Source organism: Paraliobacillus salinarum (assembly GCF_014083865.1).
In the GTDB taxonomy this organism is placed as follows: Bacteria; Bacillota; Bacilli; order Bacillales; family Amphibacillaceae; genus Paraliobacillus; species Paraliobacillus salinarum.
Map to the genome: position 1 here is coordinate 26884 of NZ_JACEFA010000007.1, position 18768 is coordinate 45651.

Consider the following 18768-nt stretch of genomic DNA (forward strand, 5'->3'; position numbering starts at 1 on the left):
TACCTCCTTAACAATTATTCTTATTCATTTGCAAAATAACAGATTGGACAAGTTTACCACCTTTCACTGCTGGTGGACGCTTTCCGCGGGCATGGCTTGAGCCCCCTCGGAAGAAAGCCGCTTCCTGCGGGGTTCTTAAGACATATGCTATTCCCGCCGGAGTCACCACCATACGTTCAAGGCAAGTCAATGAGAAACTCTTCAATCAGTTATTTGTTTTATTTATTAGCAGATTACACAAACCTATTTTGTTAAGTCTTTAACGAACTTCGGTAGTACGAAGCAGGCTTGGTGAATCTCTTCAGTGTAGTATTTTGCGTCTATTTCATGGAAACGATCAGCTTGCACAGATAACGGATCATGTGTTTTGCTTCCCATTGTAAATGTCCATAATCCACTTGGGTAAGTAGGAATATTTGCAGTATATAATTTTGTAATCGGAAAAATCTCTTTCACATCTTTATACACTTGTTGAATCAAGTCAGCTTTAAACCATGGATTGTCAGATTGAGCAACAAATATGCCATCCTCTTTTAGTGCTTTAGCAATTCCTGCATAGAATCCTTTTGTAAATAAGCTTACTGCCGGCCCAACTGGTTCGGTTGAGTCTACTAAAATGATATCATAAGCAGCTTCACTTTCTGCAATGTGAGCGAAGCCGTCCGCAATCTTCACTTCCACACGAGAATCATTTAATTTCCCTGCTATTTCAGGTAAATATTTTTTCGAGTATTCAATGACCTTTCCGTCTATTTCTACTAATACTGCTTTTTCTACTGATGGGTGCTTTAAGATCTCTCGAATAACTCCACCATCGCCACCTCCAACAACGAGGACATGCTTTGGATTTGGATGTGTAAACAATGGCACATGCGCGATCATTTCATGGTAGACAAACTCATCTTTTTGCGTAGTCATAACCATGTCATCTAGCACTAACATGTTGCCCCACTCTTCCGTTTCTATCATCGCTAATGATTGGAGATCTGTTTGCTCTGTGTGTAGTGTTCTTTTTATTTTAGCAGTAATCCCAAAATCCTTTGTTTGCTTCTCAGTAAACCATAAATCCATTCTGCCATCTCCTTTTATCTTAATAATCTATATCTATTTTTTTGCATTTTTTCCATTCGAACAAATTAATTTTAGATAATTCGACAGAAAAAGCAATACTTTTTTTGAAAAAACTTCCGTGGTGGTTGTGTTTAATTATCGACAATAATTGCCATAATGATACTACCATGACAGTTTCACCCAAAGGAGCATGTTTAACAATGATCGATAAAATACCATTAATTAAAAATTTAAAACACAAATCTTTCGCTTGGGCTTTATTTATTTTCCTTTCCTTTGTCAGTATGATTTGTTTGTTTGTAATTGGCTTATTTACATATGCGTTATTACTTGGACCACCATCTCTATCCACTGCCCAACCAACTACTTATTTTAGTTCTGATGGTGAGGAAATCGGCCAGGAAAAAACGGTAGAGACTAGAGATTGGCTTGAACTAGAACAAATAGATCGGCAAGTCATTGATACGACAATTCAAGCAGAGGATAAACGTTTTTATGAGCATCATGGCTTTGATTTCAAACGAATGCTTGCCGCTGCAATAACGAATGTGAGATCACTGGCGCTAGAAGAAGGAGCAAGCACCATCACCCAACAATATGCACGTAATCTCTTTTTGTCACATGAAAAAACGTGGGATAGAAAATTAAAAGAAGCCTTTCATACTATTCGGTTAGAGTTATTTTATGATAAAGATACATTATTAGAAGGTTATTTAAACACTATATATTACGGACACGGTGTATACGGTGTTGAGGCTGCCAGTCAATTTTATTTTCAAAAACAAAATACCGAATTAACATTAGCTGAAACAGCATTACTAGTAGGTATTCCAAACCGTCCAAGTTACTATTCACCTATTCGCCATATCGATCATGCAAAACAAAGACAGGAACAACTATTGGATTCTCTTTTGGATGACGGGAAGATTGATTCGTCTGAACATTTACTCGCTTCGCTTGAACATGTAACTGTTTATGATGAGCAGCAAGATCAAGACAAGAATTTAGCACCTTATTTTCAAGATATCGTGATGAATGAATTGCAATCTCTTTTAAAAAAGGAAAAAGAAATGATTCGGACAGCGGGATATCGAGTATATACGACACTTGATCAAACCAAACAGCTGGCACTTCAAAGAGCAGCAAGTGAATCAATGCCTAAGGATAGTGATTTGCAAGTCGGGGCGATTGCAATGGACCCTTCAAACGGAGCAATTCATGGACTTATCGGCGGAACAAATTATATAGAAAGTCCATTTAATCGGGCAACCCAAGCGAAACGCATGGCAGGATCAACATTCAAGCCTTTTTTATACTATACCGCTTTAATGAATGGCTATACTGCTACAACCACATTGATGAGCCAACCGACTACGTTTATGTTGGAGGATGGTACGAGTTATCAACCTAGTAACTATAATGGCTACTACGCAGACAAAGAAGTCACTTTAGCCCAAGCATTAGCGGTGAGCGATAATGTATATGCGGTTAAAACAAACTTGTTTCTTACTCCTGAGAGATTGATTGAAACGGCTAAAACATTCGGGATATCCAGTAATCTAAAGCCTGTCGCGTCATTAGCTCTCGGACCCGCTTCTGTCAGTGTAAAAGAAATGGTTACAGCGTATAGCATGCTAGCCAATGGTGGAAAATTTGTAGAACCCTATACGATTGAAAAAATCGAGACAGCTAATGGCGAGGTGATTTATCAACGGGTAGATTCAAAAAAGAAACAAGTGCTTGACCCACAAGCGACGTTTATTTTGACTCAATTAATGACTGGAATGTTTGATCCAACATTAAATGGCTATATGCATGTAACTGGTGAAACGATCGCATCTGATTTGACTAATACGTATGCTGGTAAATCAGGTACAACAAAATCCGATAGTTGGATGATTGGCTACAGCCCCCATTTGGTAACAGGCGTTTGGAATGGATATGATGACAATCGAACGATGAGCAAAACGGTAGACCAACAAGCAGCAAAGAATATTTGGGCTGATTTTATGGAAGCTAGTGCAGAAGAGAAGAAAAGTAATTTTATTGCACCTGAAGGAATTGTAGCTGCGTATGTAGATCCTGTCAGTGGTGAGTTATCTAGTGCTTACTGTGAGACAAGCCGACTGATGTATTTTGTTGAAGGCACAGAGCCGGTAACCTATTGCTCACTTCATCGCCCAAAAAATTAAAGGTTCTCCTCTGAATGTGGAGAACCTTTTTATTTTGAAGTGCAGAATGCTAGTTTTAAACATTCCAGTAAATGAAGTTCGTTTACTGATCGGATTTAGGTAATGCTTGGTGAAGTGTTTCAGAGGCATTTTTCCACATGTCTGGATTAAATTCTCGCAAAAAGTCAGCAAGTAGTTTCTTTGACGTATCGTCCATATGATCGATAATCACGTGACCTTTCATTGATTTTTCCATATGTGTCACATGCTCTGGCATCGATTTATATGCTCGCTTAATCGAACGATCGACACGGATTTCGCTCCCAGCCACTCCATGATAATATGGCCCATTTTCTCCTCGTTCTACTGTGACCCAAACGATCCAATACAATTTTCCATTTGGGACTTCATCTTTATTTGGGATAAACTTGACACGACGCTCTACTTCACTACGCGCATGCATAGCTCCCATATCAACAAACGCTCGGTGTTCATTCGGATCGACAATAACTGGCGAAATATTTTCTAAACTAATCGACCCTACACCATAACCTCCATGGCCATCTGTTGAATCATCTTTCATTATCGTAAATGCATTATTTTTCTTTTTTTCCATGATAAATCAAACCTCCAATACACCAACATTGTAGCATAAATGGGACATTGGGGTCAGTCCCCAATGTCCCATTCGACAAACATTTTCTGCATTCCTCCCTACATTGTCATTTGTTTATAGTATAATTGACATGTATAGTGAAAAATCCAAATTATTTTACATTATTCAGAATTACTTGTTTTGCGTTCATATGAATACTTTGATGCAAAATTACTATCGTTTAAAACATACCAAATAGTTATTTTATAAAAATAATGCAGGAGGGTGACATGAAGAAAAAAAATTGGTTGAACAATAAAAACAAATTAGGACTGATTGGCGCTGGGATATTATCGATTGTTGTTTTTGCTATTATTACTTTTTCTGTAATTGTTATCAATCAAAATATCACGACACAAACAGCAAAAAGTTCGGATGTTTCAAATTACCCTGAAGAAGAAGCTACGAATACATACATTGAGCTAGCTGCGGATGATGATCAAAAGGAGCAAGATAGTAAGGAGGAGACTTCTGAAACAGACAGTGAAGAAAACTTAGATGAAGATGATAGCATAGAGGAGTTAGACAACGAAGAGGCAGAAGATGTTCATAGAGAAGAGAATAATGATAAATACACTGTTTCTAATACTAATAATGACAACGAAAAACCGGTCAACAAGCCAAATAAAGAAGAGAATGAGAGTAACACTAGTAATCAGGGGAATACAACGTCGGAAAAAGAACCGGTAAAAAAGCCTGAAAAAGAGGATGAAGTCGGGGTTAAAGATGATGCGGAAGAACCCGAAGAGGAAGACTCTACACCTGTAATCACAACGAAAACCGTACAAAAAACAGAGTCAATTAAATACGAAACAATAGAAAAAGAAGATAGTAGTTTGACTGCTGGAAATAGAATAGTTATTCAGAATGGCAAAGAAGGCGTAAGAACAATAACTTTTGAAAAAACGTATAAGGATGGAAAGCTCATTTCAACCGAACAAACAAGCTCAGTTGTTACAAAAAAACCAATAAATGAAATTATCTTAGTAGGGTCAAAAACAGACGAACCAACGATCGAAGAAGATGAATAAGAAATGGAATGGGACAAAAGGGTCTGACCCCAGTGTCCCATTTTAATAAAAATGAAAGTGTTCTGGTTTTAGTGTTTGATTTGTATTACTGTTGTCTTGTTTTTGTTTGTTTCGATTTTTCCACCGCACTCTTCTACTTCTGACGCCTATTCGCGCTTGTTGTACTTCTTGTATCCCTTCAATACATAGCTGCATTGCGATAATTACCATCATAAATGCTAGTAATACAGGTACAACAATCCAATAATGTTCTGTCATTAGCGCTTCTCTTGCGTTACTAATTAATCCTGACCATTCAAATGTTACTGAATGCGCTGGCGCTCTGTAAAATTGATCAAACATTACGCTTGTTCCACCTAGAAATAACTGAAACAAACCTAAATGAATCATCAGTAATAATACTTGAATAAATTGTTGACCAAAAATAACACCCAACTTTGCTCCCAAATGCGGCATTATATGTCTTTTTATCAACTGTTTCCTCGAAGCACCTAGCACCCTCGCTCCTGTAATGAATTCTTTTTCTAAGATAAGATTCATTTCATTTCCAATTAAAACTGTTACTAAAGGTACAACTAAAATAGTTAGAATAATACCTTGTATAAGAATACGTTCTGTTAAACTATTGGAGAACCCTGTGACTCCACCCATTAAATAGGAACTCAGAATTACAACTGAAATAACCGTAAGAGGTAAATAGTGAAATCCATCTACCCATTTTTTAATCCATCTTCTCCATCTGTCGTTTATGAAGAAATTGTATGGTATTGCAAATAAAAAACCGAAAATAAGTCTTAATAAACTAATCGAAGCAGCGAATATAATCGTGTACTTCGCTCCAGTTAATAACTGATCTTTAATGCTATAACCTAGGTAATCGCTCCCCATTGGAACATACTTAGATGGTGGATGTGGTGTGTTACTCACTAATTTTCCTGCATCATCATAGACCAAAACGTATTGTTGAACGGGATTATCATTAAATAAGGTATGTACAAAGCTAATAATAACTAAACCAGTAATGACAGTAAATCCAATGATGAATTTTGGATTTTTCAAGTATTGAAAGAAATTTTTAAATAAACGAATCAACTGTTTTTTAAATGAAGTCAACGATAATTTAGGTTTATATTGTTGTATTTCTTTTGTTTTTACTTGCTTTTGTTTCACATTATTTTTTCTTTTTAAATGAATCGTAGTAGAGTAATATTTTTCATTAAAAATAAAAACCTCTATTCCTTGATAGATAAGAAATAATGGCGTGAAAATCATGATAAGTACTATCGCTAAAACTATTGGCCTGAAATCTGTCATAATAAAACTAGAAATACCACTTATATTAAATATGTACTCAACAACAAAGAGACTGGATAAAGTTGTCCAAACAATTATTTTCGACTGGTAAAACAAACTTTTCATGCTATTACGCAAGACATGGTTTACAATAATAAAATGTTCTCGTAATCCTTTACTACGTGCCAATTCGACATAAGGTTTGGTCATTTCTTCATCTAGTAACAAGAGTAATACTCGATACAATGAGACCATTGGTAAAAAAGAAAGCACAACGATTGGAGCTAGATAAATTCGTTCTTCGCCAAGTGTTGCAAATTTCATCAGGAGTATATCGGTATGCTGATAAATCGTAACAACGAATAGCTGCAATATAAATGCAACCATTAAATCTGGAATGGATTCTAAAAATCCTACTACACGTTTAATCAATTGCTTTAGGGCTGAAGGAAGAAACATTGTGAGAATAGCAAGTAAAAAGGCAAGTCCAAAGCCTAAACATAATGCCCCAATAAAAATGCGCATGGAGTATAGGTAAGGATCCATTAGAAAAGATAGCATTGATAATTCTCGATCTAAATAATAATACGTCCAATTTTCCGGTTGAATAATTGTTTTTATTAATTCAATTAATTGTTCAAAGTAAAGTGAGAAATTAATCATCTGTGAAGATTGAAATAAAGCAGGTATAGCGCTAATAAATAAAATTCCGATAATACCTAAAATGTAGTATAGGGTAAAACGTAACAGTTTCTTCATCCCAACTCCCCTTTAGATAATGGGACAAAAGGGTCTGACCCCAATGTCCCATTATTTTAGTTCTTTAATGAATTGCCATGCTGCTTGGATGTCTGTTTCTGTGTAGTTGGAACTTTTTTTGACGATTTGTACTTTTTCTTCGATTTCTTTTTTTGATAAATGATCAAAATAAAGCATGGTAGATACTAACTCAAGAAATCTTGAGCTTTTATCTTTCATTTTTTCAATCATCTCATTGCAGGATGGTAATTCTACTGCGGAGTGTCCGAGAAAATCTTCACCCGCTTCTGTAACTGTATATCGATATTGATAATAATTGCTTTTGCTCTCTTTTTGTTCTTCAATAAACCCTAAATTACATAGTTCCTCTATTCGAAGTGTTAATTCCTCTGAATATGGTCCATAAAAATGAAATTCATACTTTTCCTCAAAAGGAATATCACACTTTTTTAATATATAAATCATTTTCTGTAGTTTTTTTCGTCCTACAACTTCGCCTGCATTTTTAAAAAACAGCATTAATTTTGCATGATTTGCTAACATCGAAAAAACAACCCCTATTCCAAACTTAGTTTCACAATCTAATCGATATCCGCTAATCCTAAGATCGTCTTAATTTTATTTTTTTCTGGTTGATCATCAGGCAGTGCTTGAATAAAATCCATTGGAAAATACAGTTTATGATCTGTTCGTTTCTTACCTGAGATGGATTCAACAATGTCCGATTGTCTCGATAATTCTTTCAATTCCTGATTAGGCATTAATAAATAAATCGGCAAGCGTTCGCCCTCTTCACCAGGTCGATAGAAATCGTATGGTAAATCAGAGGATGAATCAACAACTAAATAATAATCCGGATCAATGCCCACTTTCTTAAACAGCTGATAAAGCTCCATCCATTCGTTCATCTGTAAATTCGGATTAAATTCAATGTACTTTAATAGCTTTCGATTCATGAAGCGTACACATAAATCACTCAGAATTTCATCTGTTTCATCTATCCACATTTGGAAATAATATAAAACAACTGACTCATCTAATCGTAAGTAATCTTCTAGTGAAACATCCCCTGAGAAAAAGGATAAGAAATGTGTTGGTTTTAACGAAAATTGATACCCCTGCTCATACAAATGTTTTGCGCGGTGGAGTATTTTAGATAAGATAACTTCTGCACTTCGACTAACTGGATGGAAATAAACTTGCCAATACATCTGATATCTACTCATGATGTAGTCCTCTACTGCATGCATACCTGTTTGCTTGATGACTACTTGGTCCTCTAATGGACGCATGACACGCAAAATTCGTTCCATGTCAAAATGACCGTAGCTTACCCCAGTGAAGTATGCATCTCGCTGTAAATAATCCATTCGATCAGCATCTATTTGACTCGAGATCAGGCTAACTACTAATTTATCTTCATATGTTTTGTTAATTACATCCGCAACTTTTTGTGGGAAACCTTCTTCTACACGACGTAGCACATGATTAACCTCAGTGTCACCAAGTACAATTTGTCTAGTAAAAGCTTCATGATCTAATTTAAACACTTTTTCAAATGAATGCGAAAATGGTCCATGTCCTAAATCATGCAAGAGTGCAGCACAAAGACAGAGGAGTCGTTCTTCATTATTCCAATGTTTTCTTCCTTCAAAATTAAATAAAATACGGCGAACAATTTCATAAACACCTAACGAATGATTAAACCGACTATGTTCTGCACCATGAAAGGTGAGAAAAGATGTACCTAGCTGTTTAACTCGACGTAATCGTTGAAATTCTGCCGTACCAATCAAATCCCATATTACACGATCTTTCACATGAATATACCGGTGTACTGGGTCTTTAAATACTTTTTCTTCATCTAACTGCTCATTTTTGTACATATATTAACCCTTTCTTCCGACATTTTTTTCTGCATTATGTATGGATTCATTATATAATAGTTTTGGGTAATCTAAAAGAGGACAAAATTATATATATTAAAGCATCTAACGCATAACATCGACCTACAACAAAGGAGTAAGCATATATGTCTAATTGGAAAAATATTTTCAAGGGTTCATCTATACGATTGATTGATGGAAGTCCGCTAACAATAAATACTTCAGCAATGGATGAATTTGCGATTGATGATGCCCTAGCGTTATCAGTTAGCAATCAAACTTCCCCTCCAGTCATTAGACTTTGGACACATGATCATACGATTGTGATGGGTATACCTGATTCACGTCTTCCACAGAAAGATGAAGCAGTAACTTTTTTACAACAGCAAGGCTATCAAACTGTAGTACGTAATTCTGGTGGCTTAGCGGTTGTCTTAGATAAAGGTGTCTTAAATGTATCTCTTTTACTTGCAAATGGAGATAAAATCGGTATTCATGAAGGATACGAAATCATGGTAGCTTTTATCAAAGATATTTTACAGGAAGAAACAGATGCGATTAAAGCATTTGAAGTCGTCGGCTCATATTGTCCAGGTGACTATGATTTAAGTATTGACGGAAAGAAGTTTGCCGGAATATCGCAACGCCGTGTTCGTAATGGTGTAGCTGTGCAAATTTATATTGCAGTAGAAGGTAGCGGGCAAGAAAGAGCAAGTTTGATTCAAGAATTTTATACGAAAGGCTTACAAGGAGAAGAGAGTAAATTTGACTATCCTGACGTGGATCCTAACACGATGCGTTCATTAAGTGAGTTATTAGATCAACCAATTACTGTTGAAGAATTAAAACAAAAAATTACTACTTATTTAACGGCGCACTCATTTGAATGGACAGCTTCAACTTTAGCAGATGAAGAACTAGCAACGTACCAAAAACGAAAGCAACAAATGATTGATCGTAATAAAAAAGCACTCGGTGAGTTAGCTTAGTAATGTGCCCCCTTGAATTAGATCATTAGTCTAACTTTGATGGGGCACATGAGCGTCTGAGTGCTTTACTTTTTTGTGTGGATTTGTTTTTCTATCCGATAATATGCTAACGCTTCTTTGTCAATCGCATAACCAATACCGGGATTTTCAGATAAATGAATTTTTCCATTGTCTGTTTTGATCTCTGGTTGAATAATATCTTTTTCCCAATAATAGGCAGATCCAGCCGTGTCTGCCGGCAAGGTAAATTGCGGTAATGTTGCTATCGCTAAACTATGTGCCCTGCCTACTCCAGCCTCCAACATGCCACCACACCATAATGGTAATTGATGCTGTTCAGCCAAATCATGCATTTCCTTCGTGTTTTGGATACCACCTACTCGACTAGGTTTTATATTCACTATTTTACAGCTGTGTAAAGCAATTGCTGTTTTTAAGTCACTATATGTATGAATACTTTCATCCAAACAGATTGGGGTTTGTAATAGGTTTTGGAGCTTTGCATGTTCAACAAAATCATCCTGTGCAAAAGGTTGTTCGATCATTAATAAATTAAATTGATCTAGCGCAAGCAATCTGTCCTTATCTTCCCATGAATAGGCACCATTGGCATCAATCATTAAAGAAAGTGATGGAAAGGACGTTCTTACTTTGTCTAACAAGCGTATTTCTTTCCCTTTTTTCACCTTCAATTTAACGCGTTGATAACCTTGTGCGAGTTTTTCTTCGATCGTTTCTAATAGTTCTTGATCAGTTGGCTTTAGCCCAATACTCACACCAACATCAACAGTTGGCTCCTTTCCACCAATCAGTTTATACAATGGTTGATTTGTCCGTTTTGCATACAGATCCCACACAGCACCTTCTATTGCCGCTTTTGCCATTTGGTTACGACGAATCGTTCGGAAAATTTTTGACAGTTCGCTTGGGTGTGTAATTTTCGCCTCCAAAACTAATGGAATAAGATGATTTTCTAGTATAATCCGGTTTGTTTCCATTGTTTCTTCTGTGTACCATGGCGTTGCGAATGATTCAGTTTCGCCATATCCACTAGTACCATGCTCATCAATTACTTCTATAATATAAAAATCTTTCTTTTCTACCTTACCGTGACTTGTGACAAATGGATATTTATAGTTCATTTGCAGATGATGTAGAATTACTTGATTGATATCCAGCGGAAACACCTCACTTTTGTTTGAATTATTACACATTTCGGTCACTAACATCAGATTTCCTCGCTATTTTGTTCGAATCAACCCACTTTTCGATCACTAGTATCAGATTTCTTCGCTAGTTTGTTCGAATCAACCCACTTTTCGATCACTAGCATCAGATTTCTTCGCTATTTTGTTCGAATCAATACACATTTCGATCACTAGCATCAGATTTCCTCGCTATTTTGTTCGAATCAATACACATTTCGATCACTAGCATCAGATTTCCTCGCTATTTTGTTCGAATCAACCCACTTCTCGATCACTAGTATCAGATTTCTTCGCTCTTGTGATCGAATGAATCCATGCATCGTTCGCTTCATGACTAAATTGTATCATAGAAGCATTTTTTACGTTAAGTCACCTTTCCCCAAATAAAAAAGCAGAGTTATCGCGATAAATAACTCTGCCTTAAAATATCGATTTATAGTGATTGAGCCGCTGTAATAATTGCTAGTTTGTAAACATCCTCTGTGTTACAACCACGAGATAGGTCGTTTACTGGTTTGTTTAATCCTTGTAAGATTGGCCCAACCGCGTCGAAATTACCTAAGCGTTGTGCAATCTTATAACCAATATTACCTGCTTCTAGACCAGGGAATACGAACACATTCGCATCACCTTTAATGTCCGCATTTGGTGCTTTTTTTTCTGCAACACTCGGAACAAACGCTGCATCAAATTGGAATTCACCATCTAACGTTAAATCCGGGCGTTGTTCTTTAGCAATTCTGACTGCTTCTGCTACTTTTTCAGTTTCTTCTGATTTAGCAGATCCTTTTGTAGAAAAGCTAAGCATCGCTACACGTGGGTCAATATCAAATAATTCAGCAGTGTCTGCACTTGCAGATGCGATTTCAGCTAAGTCTTGACTATCTGGTGCAATATTAATTGCACAATCTGCGAAAACATATTTTTCATCGTCACGAACCATGATAAATACGCCAGATGTTTTCTTAATACCTGGTTTTGTTTTAATAATTTGCAAAGCTGGGCGAACGGTATCTGCAGTTGAATGAGCAGCACCACTAACTAGTCCATCTGCTTTATCCATATATACAAGCATCGTACCAAAGTAATTTTCATCCAGTAAAATTTCTCGTGCAGCCTCTTCTGTTGCTTTTCCTTTTCTACGTTCTACAAAGCTAGCAACCATATCATCAAATTGATCGTAAGTTGACGGATCAATTATTTCTACTTTATCAAGTGCAACACTTAGTTCTTTTGCTTTCTGTTCTATTTTTTCATTTGATCCGACTAGTACAGGTTGGATTAAACCGTCTGCTGCTAATTTACTTGCTGCAGCTAGAATTCTTTCGTCAGACCCTTCTGGAAATACAATTCTTCTACTTTTTCCTTCTAATCTGTTTTTTAACGTATCAAATAAATTACTCATGTGTCACCCTCCAAAAATCATTTCTGTTATATATAATACGCCTTTTTCTGTTTGAATGAAAGTGTTAACTCTCACTTTTTTTACTTTATAACATTATTCACGCTTCACTTTCTTAACCCCAAATGCAGAAACATTGTTACAGCGCAGTTCTCACAGTATTTATCCATGCTTGAATTCTTTCCTCTATTTTTGTCTAAACAATGACATTTTACACTACGACTTAAATGTCATATTAGAGTGTTGCCAACTCTTTTTGCTACATTTTCTACTTTTAATCACAAGCGTTCCTCATGATTACTATACCCGTTTTGTGTTATATTAAAAACGGATTGGAAATCTTATAATGAAGTAATTATTAAGTAAGGAGCGATTACTATGGCAGAAGCTGTGGAAACAATGGATGGTTGGTATTGTTTACACGATTTAAGAAAAATAGATTGGAATGCCTGGAAAAAAGCTTCAATTGTTGAACAAGAAGCAGCAATCACTGAATTGCAATCATTGTTAACGAAATGGGATGTTATCGATGAAGAGAAAACCGGAAGTCATGCTGTATATTCCATTTTAGGGCATAAAGCAGATGTATTATTTATGATTCTTCGTCCGACATTAAAAGAATTACAGGAGGCTGAGTTAGCATTTAATAAATCAGCATTCGCTTCATTTATGCAACAAACCTATTCCTACGTATCGATTGTCGAATTATCAAAATACACGGCAAAAGAAGGAGAAAATCCAGAAGAACATCCAGGGACACAAGCAAGGTTGCGCCCTCGCTTACCAAAGTGGGATCATATCTGTTTTTACCCGATGGACAAGCGACGACAAGGAAATGATAACTGGTATGTGTTACCGATGGATGAACGCCGCCGGTTAATGTATGAGCATAGTAAAACCGGAAGAAAATACGCAGGTAAAATCCGTCAAATTATTACAGGCTCAATGGGCTTTGATGATTGGGAATGGAGTGTTACTTTATTTGCAAAAGATGCATTAGATATTAAAAAACTAGTTTACGAAATGCGTTTTGATGAAGTTAGCGCACGCTTCGGGGAATTCGGTGCTTTTTACGTTGGGAATATTCTTGTTAAAGAAGACATTCCAACTTTCATGGAAGTTTAATCCCCTATGTAAAACATTAATAAGGTCTCGCTTGAAAAAAGCGGGATCTTTTTTTATTTTTCACAGCAACGATACAGCACTATTTTATCACCTCAAAAAATTTCATTCATCTTTTTATTTATTTCCGCATAGGTATATGTAGTGGGACGATTGGTACAAAAGCGAGGTGAAGCGATGGCTGTAGTTAGACACACAAGCGAAGACATAGATTTGCTTGCACGATTAATGCGTGCTGAAGCGGAGGGTGATGGTCGACTCGGTATGTTAATGGTTGGAAACACTGGGATCAACCGTGTACGAAGCGATTGTTTAGATTTTAAAGATATTCGATCGATTAGAGATATGGTTTTCCAAAGTCCTGGTGGTTTTGAAGCGACACAGAAAGGTTATTTTTATCAAGCTGCAAGAGACGTAGACCGCGACCTGGCGAGACGTACGATTAAAGGAGAAAGATTTCATCCAGCAACACGTTCATTATGGTTTTTCAGACCTGAAGGAAGTTGTCCAGCACAATGGTATGGTCAATGGAATTCCGGCAGATATAAATCACATTGTTTCTATGCACCATTAGCATCAGAATGTCCAAACGTATAGGAAAGGAGTGTTATTTTTTATGAGTAATGAAAACAAACAGCGAGACCATTCGCAAAGTATGTATCAGCAACAAATGCAAGGTGCCAATCCTTATCAAGGTATGATGTACCAACCAAATTATACGCAGCAACAACCAGTTTACTATCCTTCTTATGGCTATCCCCCTTATCAAACACAAAGTCCGACGCAAGATCAACCGAGTATGAGTAAATTACCTGGCATGCTACCATTAGAGGAATCCTATATCGAAAACATTCTTCGTTTGAACAAAGGAAAGGTCGCCACCATTTACATGACTTTTGAAAATAACGATCGTTGGAATGCGAAAATTTTCAAAGGAGTCATTGAAGCAGCAGGGAGAGACCACATTATTTTAAGTGATCCTGAAACAAATAAACGATATCTGTTATTAACGATCTATTTAGATTACATTACATTTGATGAAGAAATTAATTATGATTATCCACGTTCTCAAAGAGCTAATTCAACCTATAAAGGGCGATAAACATATAAGCTACCCCTTGCTCATTTAATAAGGCAAGGGGCATTTCTTCTTCTAAAGGAGGACTACAGTGAGACATCCATTTGAAAAATTAATTCAAATTCAGCTTATTTTACTACTTATCTCAATTTTTGCTGGTATATTAACCATCTGGACTGCAATTTTATTTTTCTCCTTTTTTGCCTGTATCGCTGTAGTAACTAGCTTCTTTATTGAAGGTTACATTGAGCTTCAAAAAGGAGATGTTGCCCAGGCTGGTCATCAGCTAATCCGAGCAATTATTCTCATTATTTTTATTAGTTTTTTATACTTCACATAAATTTCAATGTGGCGTAACCAAGTAAAATCCAACCAATTAAAAAGGCAAAGCCACCAATAGGGGTAATCATTGCGAAGGTTTTAATTGCTGTTGTTGAATAGATGTACAAGCTACCTGAAAATAAAATGATGCCCGCTAAGAAAAACCAACCAGCCATAGAAATAGTAGTTACTTGATATTTAATAAGTAGAAGTCCAGTAACAAGCAATGCACTCGTATGGAACATTTGATATTGGACTGCCTTCTCCCACGTTTTAAGTGCTTTTTCCGTTATCTTCCCTTCTAATCCATGTGCACCAAAGGCTCCTAAGGCAACTGCTATAAAGCCATTAAGCACACCTAAAAATAAAAATAATTTCATGTGTCATACTTCCTCTCTATTCGTAAAAATCAAAAGTCTAATAAAGAATCGCCATTTCCCTCTTCTTCGTCTAACCGTTTGGATTGGGTAGCGGATGGACTCTGCAAATCCCCCATCATCTTACGTAATTCTAATTCTTCCACAGCTTTAGGATACTGCGAAGCATTAGGTGTAGTAGATACCGTTTCCTCTTTTGTGTCTAATAACAAATCACAGAGCAAACGAATTGAACGTGCATGTGCTTTTACTTCTGTAGCTTGATCACTGCTTTCAAGTGCAGCTTTTGCTTCTTGCAATATTTTTTGTAAAACCTGCTCATTGCTTATCATTCTATCCCCTCCTCTAATCCTTTATATGTCTATGCTTTATCTCGATAGAAATTGATTTATCTTTTATTGATGCGTTTCCCAAGCCTATTTTACATGATTCAAATCAGAAAATCCAAAAAACTACTATCCTACTCTAAAATTTTTAAAGGGTGGGGCTGGAACCTAATGAGGAAACCAATCGTATATAAAGATAACAATTCGATCGGAGGAAGTATGTTATGATTACTTTTTTTCTTATTATCGGTGGTATAGGCGTAGTGATCTCAGCTTTATTTCTAGGCACTATTTCGGGGACTCCCACTTATGCGCGTAGGGGTAACTATTCAGAAACTAAAGAACATCATGACTTCCGGACAACAGTAGGCTTATATGCTGGAGTTGTAGGATTAATTGGATTTGGTCTTGCTGCACTTCTCTATTATGTTTTTTAGTTGTACTTTATCTTATTTCATCTATTCCATATAAAAAAAGGCTGATGGATGTTCATCAGCCTTTATCTTACTGCAACAGTTCTCTATTCTTACGTTGTTTTCGTTCGTTTATCCAGCCTTTTAACTGGGTAATCTTCCCCTCTATAAATGGCTGAAACGGTACAATGACAACCTTACTAGATAGTAGCAACACAATAAGCATAGAAAGAAACGCTAATCCTAGTACATCACCAACATGATCTACTTTAAACCAACCTGCTTCTCGGAAAAATTGAATAAATACACCATGCAATAAATACACATAAAGCGTTTGTTTACCTAGCTTCGTCCAACGATATGTTTTTCGTGGTACCCATGCGAACAGACTACTCGCTAATAATATTGCTAATAGATAAACACCTAGTCTAAACATCGCTCCCCAAACCGGCTGATCCATGTCTTGATATGAAAACGATCCTAATAACCAATCCGTTGGGAAAGGTGGGCTAACACTTAATACAATGATCACTGCAGTTGCAAGCACAATTGCAGATCCTTTAACCACCGGCTGTGTTAATTTCATCAATTTTTCTTTTGACAACCAATAGCCTAGTAAAAAGAATGGAAAGAACACGAATGTCCGTGACAAACTAAATTCATGACCTATAGCATCAACATATCCAACAAATAACCCTATTCCAACAGCAAACGTTAATCCAACATAAGAAGGGATTTTCTTAAAGACAATTAATAATAGATGCCAGCAGAATAAACTTAGTAGAAACCATAATGCCCAATGCGGCTCATACCATACCGTTTGCCAGCCGGAATCTCCAATCATATAGTAATAGCCTGAGTAAAGAATTTGAAAAACCAGATATGGCACGATTAGCTTTCTGAACAAATCCCAAACATAACCTGCCTTCCCTATACCTTTTGCAAAAAAACCACTAAGCAAAATAAAAGCAGGCATATGAAAGATATAAATAAAATCATACATCACTTCAATTGCCTTTTCGTCTGTAAAAGGCTGAATCATATGCCCGAATACGACCAGAAATATTAAAATAAACTTTGCATTATCAAAAAAAGCGTCACGCTTCATATCGCTCACTCCTATAACCTACACATCTATGTTGTAGTAATACTCTTTAGTGTATACCCACTATCATATAAGATTCTCCTAATAAAAGATAATTTAATAGGATCGTAAGCGATTTGTTAATTAATTGTAATATAAAATTAGCATGTATTTGACTCAAGAAAAGTCAAACACACGCCATGAATAAAGTAATATTTAATTTAAATTCTCAAAATCCATTGTCCAATTTCCATTACGGAAAATGGCTTCTTTTTTCCCGTCAGCTGTCACACCATCAATATCCATTGTCGATGAACCAATCATAAAGTCTTCATGAATCAAACTATTATTCACACCATGTTGATCCAGCTCTTCTTCTGACATCGACGAGCCATTCTCAATCGTATTTGGATAAGCTTTTCCAAGGGCAAGATGACAAGATGCATTCTCATCGAATAAAGTATTGTAAAAAATTAACCCTGATTGCGAAATGGATGATTGATGCGGAACTAAAGCGACTTCTCCTAGCCTTTTGGCACCGCCTTGATCTGTTTCTAATAAGTGCTTCAAGGATTCTTCACCCTGTTCTGCAGTAAAATCAACTACTGCACCATCCTTAAATGTTAATTTAAATTTATCAATAATATTCCCTCCATAGCTCAGTGGCTTCGTGCTTGTCACTGTTCCGTTGACACCATATTTGTGTGGCATAGTAAACACTTCTTCTGTCGGGATATTTGCGTTGAAAGCTACTCCTTTTTCAGACGGTCCGGAACCACCATGCCAAATGTGTCCCTTTGGCAAGTCAATTACTAACTCTGTACCCTCTGCTTTGTATATCAACTGACGATACTGTTTCTTATTTAAGTACTCTCTAGCATTTTCTAATTGTTTATTATGTCGTTGCCACGCTTGTTCAGGATCATCTTGGTCAACACGCACAATTTTAAAAATTTGATCCCACAATGCTTCTTGCGCCTGTTCGGCAGGTAGGTCAGGAAATACTTTTTGTGCCCAATCCTTTGTTGGATAGCCTACAACAGACCATGTCACACGATCATTCATAACGTATTCTCGATAGGTTGTTAATGCTTGAGCACTTGCCTTATTAACCGCTGTAATTCGATCTGTATCAATTCCTTGTAGCAAATCAGGATCTGGCCCATAGATAGTTAATAAAGAATAGCCGTCTTTCACCATATCTAGTAGCCCATCTGCCTTCCATTGTGGAAATGTTTCTAATACACGCATCGGGGCATGTTGCATTTTTAAATATGTAAGTTCTCCATCATTCCATTCGATATGTACATTTTTTGCCCCTAAATCATATGCCTTTTCTACAACGAGACGAACAAATGATACAGCTTCAATCGGCGCATTGATAATAAGACCTTGACCTGATTGAAGATTCACACCAGTTTTTAAAATTAAGCTTGCGTATTTTTCCATATTCAATTGTGTGGCCATCACATATTCCTCCTAAATAACATGTTTCTTTTTATTATTTCATATTATTTTAAAGATTGATAGCGTTTTAAATATGAAAGAAAGGGGTATTATCTGATATACTTATGGAACTTTA

Annotated in this window: 20 protein-coding genes; 8 read left to right on the forward strand and 12 right to left on the reverse strand. The window is 36.4% G+C overall.

Features of this window, described 5'->3' with window-relative positions; all coding sequences use genetic code 11:
- Positions 1–7: 7 nt before the first annotated feature.
- Both HP569_RS08645 and speE read right to left on the reverse strand, forming a co-directional pair.
- Positions 8–172 carry a hypothetical protein gene (locus tag HP569_RS08645; protein ID WP_182200777.1) on the reverse strand — a complete coding sequence of 55 codons (165 nt, stop codon included), beginning with the start codon at positions 170–172 and terminating at the stop codon, positions 8–10.
- Between the two features lie 71 nt (positions 173–243).
- Positions 244–1071, reverse strand: a complete 828-nt coding sequence (speE, locus tag HP569_RS08650) for a polyamine aminopropyltransferase (RefSeq protein WP_182200778.1) — start codon at positions 1069–1071, stop codon at positions 244–246.
- Positions 1072–1271: 200 nt separating this feature from the next.
- Here speE and HP569_RS08655 point away from each other — a divergent pair, with 200 nt between their 5' ends.
- Positions 1272–3263 carry a transglycosylase domain-containing protein gene (locus HP569_RS08655; RefSeq protein ID WP_246367033.1) on the forward strand — a complete coding sequence of 664 codons (1992 nt, stop codon included), beginning with the start codon at positions 1272–1274 and terminating at the stop codon, positions 3261–3263.
- Between the two features lie 82 nt (positions 3264–3345).
- Here HP569_RS08655 and HP569_RS08660 read toward each other — a convergent pair whose 3' ends face one another.
- Positions 3346–3858, reverse strand: a complete 513-nt coding sequence (locus HP569_RS08660) for a YwhD family protein (RefSeq protein ID WP_182200779.1) — start codon at positions 3856–3858, stop codon at positions 3346–3348.
- Positions 3859–4127: 269 nt separating this feature from the next.
- Here HP569_RS08660 and HP569_RS08665 point away from each other — a divergent pair, with 269 nt between their 5' ends.
- Positions 4128–4928 (forward strand): G5 domain-containing protein, encoded by an 801-nt coding sequence (locus HP569_RS08665; protein WP_182200780.1) that lies wholly within the window; start codon positions 4128–4130, stop codon positions 4926–4928.
- Between the two features lie 42 nt (positions 4929–4970).
- On the opposite strand, the gene HP569_RS08670 is transcribed toward HP569_RS08665, so the two are convergent.
- From HP569_RS08670 to HP569_RS08680, 3 genes are read right to left on the reverse strand one after another with little or no spacing between them, the layout of a single operon-like run.
- Positions 4971–6980 carry an ABC transporter permease subunit gene (locus HP569_RS08670; protein ID WP_182200781.1) on the reverse strand — a complete coding sequence of 670 codons (2010 nt, stop codon included), beginning with the start codon at positions 6978–6980 and terminating at the stop codon, positions 4971–4973.
- Between the two features lie 51 nt (positions 6981–7031).
- Positions 7032–7523 (reverse strand): YwgA family protein, encoded by a 492-nt coding sequence (locus HP569_RS08675; RefSeq protein WP_182200782.1) that lies wholly within the window; start codon positions 7521–7523, stop codon positions 7032–7034.
- A 38-nt stretch (positions 7524–7561) separates the two neighbouring features.
- Positions 7562–8866, reverse strand: a complete 1305-nt coding sequence (locus HP569_RS08680) for an HD domain-containing protein (RefSeq protein ID WP_182200783.1) — start codon at positions 8864–8866, stop codon at positions 7562–7564.
- A gap of 146 nt (positions 8867–9012) precedes the next feature.
- Here HP569_RS08680 and HP569_RS08685 point away from each other — a divergent pair, with 146 nt between their 5' ends.
- Positions 9013–9855, forward strand: coding sequence for a lipoate--protein ligase family protein (locus tag HP569_RS08685; RefSeq protein ID WP_182200784.1), 843 nt, complete (start codon positions 9013–9015; stop codon positions 9853–9855).
- A gap of 65 nt (positions 9856–9920) precedes the next feature.
- Here HP569_RS08685 and menC read toward each other — a convergent pair whose 3' ends face one another.
- Entirely contained in the window at positions 9921–11084 is a 1164-nt protein-coding gene (gene menC / locus HP569_RS08690; protein ID WP_246367035.1) for an o-succinylbenzoate synthase, read from the reverse strand.
- A 412-nt stretch (positions 11085–11496) separates the two neighbouring features.
- Complete coding sequence (gene pta / locus HP569_RS08695; RefSeq protein ID WP_182200785.1) at positions 11497–12468, reverse strand: phosphate acetyltransferase; 972 nt, start codon at positions 12466–12468, stop codon at positions 11497–11499.
- 375 nt (positions 12469–12843) lie between these two features.
- On the opposite strand from pta, the gene hemQ reads away from it, so the two are divergent.
- The 4 genes from hemQ to HP569_RS08715 all read left to right on the forward strand — a co-directional run bounded on the left by hemQ (position 12844) and on the right by HP569_RS08715 (position 15005).
- Complete coding sequence (gene hemQ / locus HP569_RS08700) at positions 12844–13590, forward strand: hydrogen peroxide-dependent heme synthase (protein WP_182200786.1); 747 nt, start codon at positions 12844–12846, stop codon at positions 13588–13590.
- A gap of 174 nt (positions 13591–13764) precedes the next feature.
- On the forward strand, positions 13765–14184 hold the full coding sequence (locus tag HP569_RS08705) for a cell wall hydrolase (protein ID WP_182200849.1): 420 nt from the start codon (positions 13765–13767) through the stop codon (positions 14182–14184).
- Positions 14185–14203: 19 nt separating this feature from the next.
- On the forward strand, positions 14204–14689 hold the full coding sequence (gene gerQ / locus HP569_RS08710) for a spore coat protein GerQ (protein ID WP_246367039.1): 486 nt from the start codon (positions 14204–14206) through the stop codon (positions 14687–14689).
- A 67-nt stretch (positions 14690–14756) separates the two neighbouring features.
- Entirely contained in the window at positions 14757–15005 is a 249-nt protein-coding gene (locus HP569_RS08715) for a hypothetical protein (protein ID WP_182200787.1), read from the forward strand.
- Here HP569_RS08715 and HP569_RS08720 read toward each other — a convergent pair.
- Together HP569_RS08720 and HP569_RS08725 are read right to left on the reverse strand one after the other, a co-directional pair.
- Complete coding sequence (locus HP569_RS08720; protein ID WP_182200788.1) at positions 14998–15366, reverse strand: DUF423 domain-containing protein; 369 nt, start codon at positions 15364–15366, stop codon at positions 14998–15000. The genes HP569_RS08715 and HP569_RS08720 overlap by 8 nt on opposite strands.
- A gap of 29 nt (positions 15367–15395) precedes the next feature.
- The gene (locus tag HP569_RS08725) at positions 15396–15695 is read right to left on the reverse strand and encodes a YwdI family protein (protein WP_182200789.1); all 300 of its coding nucleotides are present in this window, start codon (positions 15693–15695) and stop codon (positions 15396–15398) included.
- A 218-nt stretch (positions 15696–15913) separates the two neighbouring features.
- Between HP569_RS08725 and HP569_RS08730 the strand changes: the two genes are divergently transcribed.
- Entirely contained in the window at positions 15914–16126 is a 213-nt protein-coding gene (locus tag HP569_RS08730; RefSeq protein WP_182200790.1) for a DUF5316 family protein, read from the forward strand.
- A gap of 67 nt (positions 16127–16193) precedes the next feature.
- On the opposite strand, the gene HP569_RS08735 is transcribed toward HP569_RS08730, so the two are convergent.
- Positions 16194–17210: an acyltransferase family protein gene (locus tag HP569_RS08735; RefSeq protein ID WP_182200791.1), complete on the reverse strand. Its 1017-nt coding sequence runs from the start codon at positions 17208–17210 to the stop codon at positions 16194–16196.
- A 192-nt stretch (positions 17211–17402) separates the two neighbouring features.
- Positions 17403–18653: an aminopeptidase gene (locus HP569_RS08740; protein ID WP_182200792.1), complete on the reverse strand. Its 1251-nt coding sequence runs from the start codon at positions 18651–18653 to the stop codon at positions 17403–17405.
- Positions 18654–18768 lie beyond the last annotated feature (115 nt).